We start from the raw sequence: 7,430 nt of genomic DNA on the forward strand, positions 1-7,430 counted from the left end.
TTTTTTTTTTGACGCATTTTTCACTTTTCACTTTTAACACCTTTCAAAAATAAAATATACATAAATATTTCTGAAAGTAAATATACATAAAAAAATTAGTATAGATATGGTCGATAAATGTATAGATATGGGTCGATAAATGTATAGATATAGGTCGATAAATGTATAGATATAGGTCGATAAATGTATAGATATAGACTCTGAAAGCCTTGTCTATAAAGGGTTACAGCGGTCTTAAAAGTATTTAAAAATATTTAAAAATATTAAAAGCCCGCTTCGCTGTTTTTTTTAATTGTTTTTAAGATAAAAAAATTGTTTGGTATATATCTAAATTGAGCTTTAAAATTTACTTCCATACATAAATTCTTTGACTAAAAAGCAGAGAATCGCTTAAAACCTCATTATTTTTCGATTTAAGACATCTTTTATATTTAACGTAGGGTTGCTTAAGAAAATGATTTTAAGCACCTCTATGACGCTTAGAATTGATTTTATGGCTATATAAAACCTTAATGATCAACTTTTTTATCAAATGGATTTCTAGGTGAACTTTTAGCATCTTTCTCAATTTGCTTAATCATGTCCAATTCAGTATCTGATCGACCTATGACTCGACTGACTGATTTCAGCGCATCAAAGTCATGTCTGTAATGCACCACGGTCATTTGATAAAAGCGCAACAGTTTAAAAAGTTGATCGAGATCCGTATCGGTTGGTTGTCGATTGAGGTGTTTGGCTGATTTCAAAAACCGTTGAACTATTGCACCCAAGTAATATTTCTCATGATCATTCTGTTTGCGTGTACTTGGTTTGGCTTCACGCTTTTTCTGAGCATTCTTGAGCTTCATTTCTTTGAGTTTGAGATCATCTTTATCGAGATAGATCTTCAAGCTATCCAACATCAAAAAATAAGAATCAATGTCTGGCTTTTGAGCCAGTTCCAAAATTTGTTTTTCAAGCGTTGATGGTTTTGGATTCTGTTTAATCTTCGCCAAAGCCTGCATCTTTTTCTGATGTGCATTGCGTTCATAACGACATCGTTGAACGATTTTGAAATCAGCGTCTGAGAAGTCACGCAAAGAACTTTTTTCTGCAATTAAATCTAAAAATCTTTGATCATTTTTACGTTTAAAAGGCAAATTTATTACGTGACTGATCAACTGTTGCATATCTTCGTTGGTCAGTACCAAATGGGGTTTTGTCGCCATATTTTAGTCTCCTAATGTGTAGAAATTGATCATTTTTTATACTGTAGTCCTGTTAGTACGACAGAAAAACTCGTTTTTTGACATAAAACCCAAAGTGAAAAGCAAAAACAGCGTCTTTTTCCTTGTTTACCACACCGCAAAAGCTGTGAAAAACGATCAAAATTTATACTGTAGTCCTGTTAGTACGACAAGAAATCCGATTTTTTGACATGAAATATAGCCAAATGTGCACTTTAAAGATGATTCTTTATGTAAGAATTATCTTTTATCTCGTTTCCCTGTCTTTTTTTTAAATCATACCACATTCGTGCTATGATTTAAAAAAAAGACAGTACTCCTCGCCCTGCGGGGCAAAAGCAGGAATTACGTTATGTTTTATATGAATATTCGTCATAATACCAAGAAAGAGAAAAGCTCAAAAAACACCTATCACTACCTCACCAGAACCGCACATTTTGCAGCGCATAAAGACAATGAAATTGTCGAGTTTTCTGAATCAGGGAACATGCCAAAATGGGCACAAGATTCGCCTATGATCTTTTGGAAAAATGCCGATCAGCACGAAATTGAACGTGGGCGAACCTCAACGGTAATTACCATTGCTTTACCGAAAGAACTGTCTAAATTACACAGAGCCGACCTCGCCAAAGCACTGTTAGAGCAATTTGTTCATGTACATAAATTTCCCTATACCGCAGTGATTCATCATCACGGCAGCAAACTGACAGGTGAGGAACAACCTCACTTACATTTGATGTATTCAGAGCGTAGTTTGATGGACGAGATTGATCGTCCTGCGACACAATTCTTTAAACAGTATCGACCGAAGAACCCCACGCAAGGCGGTGCGCCTAAGCTGACGGCTAACGCACTTGGACAAGGTAAAAACCAAGTCAATGTATTTCGGGTACTGACTGAAAAGACCATGAACGCTTACCTTAAACGCTATGCCCCAACCAAAACTGTGGTGGTGAACGGACAGCGTTTAACTGTGCCGAATGAAGTGTCGTGTTTATCTAACGTGGACTACAACAAAAAGTACGGTACAAACTTATTGGATGTGCCTCAGATCCCACGATGGAAGCTACATAGTGCTGATCCGAATGACCAACTCGATGTAAAGGCGCAAATCCAAACGATTCAAGCCATTCGTGAACATAACAACTATGAGTTATACAAAGAGATCTATTTACAGTCGTTAGGCATACGCTCAGAGCGCAAACGTGAGCAAGCGCCATCACTGGATGACTTGGATTTTGATCTCGATTTCTAGGACAAATGGCGGCTGCGAGCCTATCTAAAGTGCCAAGCCTTAAATAAAAAAAAGCCCAACATCCTGTTGGGCTTTTTTCGTATGCGGTTGTGTGAGGTATAACTCCTGTCGTACCTAGCTTCCGTGTTTTAGAACTTATCATTATTGTTTTTTGTTCTGGAACTTCCTGTTCCTGATGTATTCAGAATATGTGAATCACTAACTCTGAGATAGAGGCGATATACCCCAATAGGTGTACGCTCAGGCTTACAGATCCAATTTCGTATATGAGATTTTATGTTAAATAAGGAACTATCATTAAATTTATATTTTTTAGCTAATTACATTTCATTTGCTATCATTAGTCTGTCGATTAATAGTCATCAAAAACCATAATTGAAGTATGAATTTACCTCAGTTATTTGGAAAAAATGTTCGTCTTCGACGAAATGAATTAGGGCTTTCTCAGGAACGCTTAGCCGAGTTGTGTCAATTTCATAGAACATACATTGGCTTAGTTGAAAGAGGAGGGAGAAATATTTCATTGAATCATGCTTATAGACTAGCAAAAGCTTTGGACACTGAAGTTTCTAAGTTAACTGGGGAGATCCCTTAACTTAGGAAAAAAAATGACTTTTGAACAAGATTTATATGATTTATTAACCAATCATGAAAAAGCTACAGTAAGTGACTCATTCGGTGGCTCTAAACTAGGAACTAACAAAGCTCCAAACTTTTCAGTTAGTACAATGGCTAAGGAACTGCTAGTAATTGTTCAGAGATATTCAAACCATAATATTTCTAGAAAAGTTAAATTGCTTGATCAAGTCTTTAGGAATCAATCAAAAGGTCTTGTTAATTTTTCTTCTGAATTTTTAAATTTGATTCAAAGGATAATAAGATTTAGTTTTTTAATAGAATTGACAAATTTATCTATCTCCTCAACAAAGATGAAAACTAGATGGTTTCCTGGAGAAATAAATAAAGGCTTAGGTAACACAACACAAAAACAATTCTTTCAACCTGGTAATGATCCTCGATCTGTAACGTTTGATGAGTGTTTAAAGATTTTTGAAAAGGTAACAGATATCCTTACTTCAGAAATACAAGATGTTGAGTTTTTTAAATTTTTAAAAAATCTATTAAAAGATAAATATGGTGTTCCATATCAATTCATCTTTTCATATGTAGATGTTAATAAAGATCCAATACATACAGCTGACAATATCAAGCTTGTTATAAATCCAGTTATTATTTGGCTGATTAACGCTAGACCTATCATTAATGCTAGTCTTGAAAAAAATCTTAGTGACAAGATTCGTGTAAAGTCGTACTTAAGTGATAGATCATTAACAGGTAAAGATAAAACTAATAGGGCAAAGAGATGGGAAATCTTACCTGATGATTACCAATTCAGCTCATTAGAGAACTGTTGGTCTGTTGAGAAAAAATTGATTGAATCTCTAATCCATTTCGAGAATTTCCCTCAAGAGGTTTTTGATCAATTGGTTTCTAAAGGTTTAATTAGTTCATCGAAATCAATAGCTACTTGTCCTGTGACTTTAGAGAACTTTTGTTTTGATGCTATTAATACTAAAAGTGAGCATGGTAAAGCTGAATATCAAGTAGGTCATTTATTACCCTTGAAGAAAAAGGGTGTCCATGAAGGTCAAAATATTAGTTGGCAATCCTATATAGGTAATCGAATTCAAGGAGATCTCTCTTTGGATGAAGTAAATGTGATTTTGGACAAAATATTTGAGAAAAAGTACGGTTCGATTAAACCATAAACTGTTTTCTTGAATTTATAATTACAGGTTATGAAATGTAAACTATAATATTTCATAACCTGTTTTTATTGGAAGAAAAATGTCATCACCTATCTTTTGTAAAGTAGAAGAAGCAGCTTCAATTTTTTCTGATATACGAAATTACTTGGCTGGGCGAGTTATAGGTATTACGAGAGATAGCGCTTTACTTCATGAAGTAGTTAAATGTTTATTTTGTTCATTATCTCTTAAAGACAGCTTATCTGGAGAAAGCTCCGCAGTAGATGTATCAGAAGCGTATCGTCGAGAATTTAGACTCATAAAAAATAAACTAACTTTTGCATTTGATCCTGATGAAGAAATTTTATTAGATCCACAGACTATTTTATATGTACATCAAAAGCTTATTAAAATTGATTACTATACTTCTGAAAAGGATATATTTAGTGAGCTATATCAATGTTTTATATCATCTGATTTACGTCAGAATGATGGTCAATTCTTTACACCATTTGAAGCAATCAAATTTTTAGTAGAAGCAATAAATCCAGAAGATAATGAAAAAATTATTGATCCATCTTGTGGGACGGGTGGCTTTTTAAGTTATGCATCAAGATTTTTATTAAATAAGAATATAGATCGAGAATCTATACATAACAATTTATATGGCTTTGATAAAGATGAATATTTAACGAAGTTAGCTAAATCTCACATTGCAATTAATACGCTAGATGAAGCCAAAATTAGTTGTGTCGATACTATTGAACATATAACTACTAACCCTGAATTATTAGGAACATTTGATATTGTATTAGCCAATCCTCCATTCGGTTCAAAAATTAGATCTGGATCAGAAGAAGTCCGTGCTAATTATGATCTCGCATATAAATGGAAGTTAGATAAAACCACAAAGAGATATGTCAAAACAGACGTACTTCAGGCTAACACTCCACCTCAAATCTTATTTTTAGAAATTTGTATAAAACTTTTAAAAGAAAATGGCCGTTTAGGGATAGTTGTACCTGAAAGTTTAATCTCAAATACAGCAGGATATGTTGTCCAATATTTATTGGATAATTTGCATGTGGATGCTGTTTGCGGTATGCCTGAAAGTCTATTCAAAACCAGTGGGAAAGGTGGAACTCATACAAAAACATGTTTATTAATTGCTCATAAAAAAGCTAAAGATAGCCAAAAAATATTTATGGCAGAAGCTACTTGGTGTGGTCATGATAGCCGAGGAAATTTAATTCCTCATAATGATTTACCTCAGATTTTGCAAAATTATTTGAATCCTAATTCAGATATGTCATCTGTTTTAGGTCACTATGTTGGCTATAACCAAATTAGCAATAATATTTTGGCACCTAGATACTATGATCCAAAGCCATATGAATTAATCAATAAACTTGTAGATACACATGATATATATCTTGTACAAGATCTTATTGACCAAGGTGTTTTATCTTTCTCAACAGGTGATGAGGTCGGAAAACTTGCTTATGGCACGGGATCAATTCCTTTTGTAAGAACATCAGATATTTCTAATTGGGAAATTAAGCTAGATGCAAAACAAGGAGTTTCAGAGGAAATTTTTGAATCATTAAAGAAAAAACAAGACGTTCAAGCTAAAGATATTTTAATGGTTAAAGATGGTACTTACTTAATTGGTACATGTGCTTTTGTTTCAGAATACGATACGAAAATGGTCTATCAGAGTCATCTATACAAAATACGAGTAAATAAACCAGAAGTATTATCTCCATATCTGCTATTAGCTGCTTTATCAAGTGAGCCAGTGATTCAACAAATCAAAGCTAAAAGATTAACGCTTGATATCATTGATAGTATTGGTAAGCGAGTAAATGAATTACTTTTACCAATTCCTAAAGATAAAGTTAAAAGAAAGTATATTGAAGATATGGTTGAGAAATCTATTAATGAGCGTATAGAAGCACGAGAGTTAGCTAGAAAGGCTAAGCTTGAAATCGTTAATATGTAATTTTTCTAAAATTAACATAATACCGCTTATACGAAATCGGTTTTATTAGTTTATATATTTCAATAGCTTAACCAAATAATAAAAGCCCAACTCTCAGTAGTTGGGCTTTTTACGTGAATTAGACCGTTCCACGCCTGTTTTTTAGTCAATTTCAAACGTCACTAATTAGCTCAAATGAAAATTTAAGCTGCTGCATAACCGACTTCTTTGAGGTATGGCAGCAATACTTTTTGCTGCTCTGCATCCATCAACATCGTGCGTAAACGTGCCACAAATGGCTTCATATCCTCACCAACATGCGCCATAGCTTGCACAGCAGGTAAATCAGCTAACTTACTGCTAAACATATCAAGTTGCTTCTCTGTAAGCTTATTGAACACATCTAATGTATTAATCTCTTTCTGTGTTTCATTTTTAATTTGCTGCTTCTTCTGCTTAAAAGAAAATGAAAAACCTGTAATTGTACGTCCTTGTTTGTGTTGCTCGTAATTGGCTTTGATATCTGTAGATTCATTAATTTGCTTAATAGCAGGATCTAACACTCTTAATTTAAAGTTAGAAATTATCTTATATTCATGATCTTCAATGCCTAATTTCTTCTTGAAGTCATTTATTTCATAAATAGGAGTTTTCCCAACGGATCTCCAACTAATTAACAACTCATACAGACGAGTAGAATATTTGCTTGATAAATGTCCTACTTGAAATAACTCATAGCTCGTAAAATGTTTTTCAATACGTGTTATTAATGGAACGACATCTGGAGCAAATATAATCTTAATTGAACCAGATGCTGCTGTATAACCTATCTTAGAAACCCAACGACTTGTATAGTGAGTTATGTGTCCATTTTCAGCAGACTCTTCATAACTAAACTGTCTAGAAAACAATGTCTTAGCAGCATCCTTTAGGTTTTTATAGGCTGTATGCTTTTCAACATTAAAATGCTTGATATAGCTAGAAGCATGAACTGTTAATTCTGTATTCGAGTCAATATTTTCAATGTTTTCACGGGCTTCGACAATCGCTAATAAAACTAATCGTTGTTCTACTAGATCTAGGTTATAGCTTGCGTTTATCAGAGCGTTGTCTTTTACAACTAACATGTTATCTATTTCCGATTTTTTTTTTTGACGCATTTTTCACTTTTCACTTTTAACACCTTTCAAAAATAAAATATACATAAATATTTCTGAAAG

The 7,430-nt window shown here is 33.4% G+C and carries 6 protein-coding genes; 4 read left to right on the top strand and 2 right to left on the bottom strand.

Annotation, left to right across the window (positions count from 1 at the left end; genetic code table 11):
- Window positions 1-509: 509 nt before the first annotated feature.
- Window positions 510-1,208, bottom strand: coding sequence for a hypothetical protein (locus Q0017_RS12785; protein WP_298147512.1), 699 nt, complete (start codon window positions 1,206-1,208; stop codon window positions 510-512).
- A gap of 370 nt (window positions 1,209-1,578) precedes the next feature.
- On the opposite strand from Q0017_RS12785, the gene Q0017_RS12790 reads away from it, so the two are divergent.
- From Q0017_RS12790 to Q0017_RS12805, 4 genes are all read left to right on the top strand, one after another.
- Entirely contained in the window at window positions 1,579-2,481 is a 903-nt protein-coding gene (locus tag Q0017_RS12790; RefSeq protein ID WP_298147514.1) for a MobA/MobL family protein, read from the top strand.
- A 382-nt stretch (window positions 2,482-2,863) separates the two neighbouring features.
- Complete coding sequence (locus Q0017_RS12795) at window positions 2,864-3,076, top strand: helix-turn-helix transcriptional regulator (protein WP_080632801.1); 213 nt, start codon at window positions 2,864-2,866, stop codon at window positions 3,074-3,076.
- A 13-nt stretch (window positions 3,077-3,089) separates the two neighbouring features.
- A complete protein-coding gene (locus Q0017_RS12800; protein WP_298147525.1) occupies window positions 3,090-4,250 on the top strand; it encodes a hypothetical protein in 1,161 nt (386 codons plus the stop codon).
- A gap of 79 nt (window positions 4,251-4,329) precedes the next feature.
- The gene (locus Q0017_RS12805) at window positions 4,330-6,231 is read left to right on the top strand and encodes an N-6 DNA methylase (RefSeq protein WP_298147530.1); all 1,902 of its coding nucleotides are present in this window, start codon (window positions 4,330-4,332) and stop codon (window positions 6,229-6,231) included.
- Between the two features lie 182 nt (window positions 6,232-6,413).
- Here the strand turns inward: Q0017_RS12805 and repM are convergent, their stop codons facing one another.
- Window positions 6,414-7,370: a replication initiation protein RepM gene (gene repM / locus Q0017_RS12810; protein WP_298147534.1), complete on the bottom strand. Its 957-nt coding sequence runs from the start codon at window positions 7,368-7,370 to the stop codon at window positions 6,414-6,416.
- Between the last annotated feature and the right edge of the window lie 60 nt (window positions 7,371-7,430).

Origin of the sequence: uncultured Acinetobacter sp., from assembly GCF_947624825.1 — a bacterium.
In the GTDB taxonomy this organism is placed as follows: domain Bacteria; phylum Pseudomonadota; class Gammaproteobacteria; order Pseudomonadales; family Moraxellaceae; genus Acinetobacter.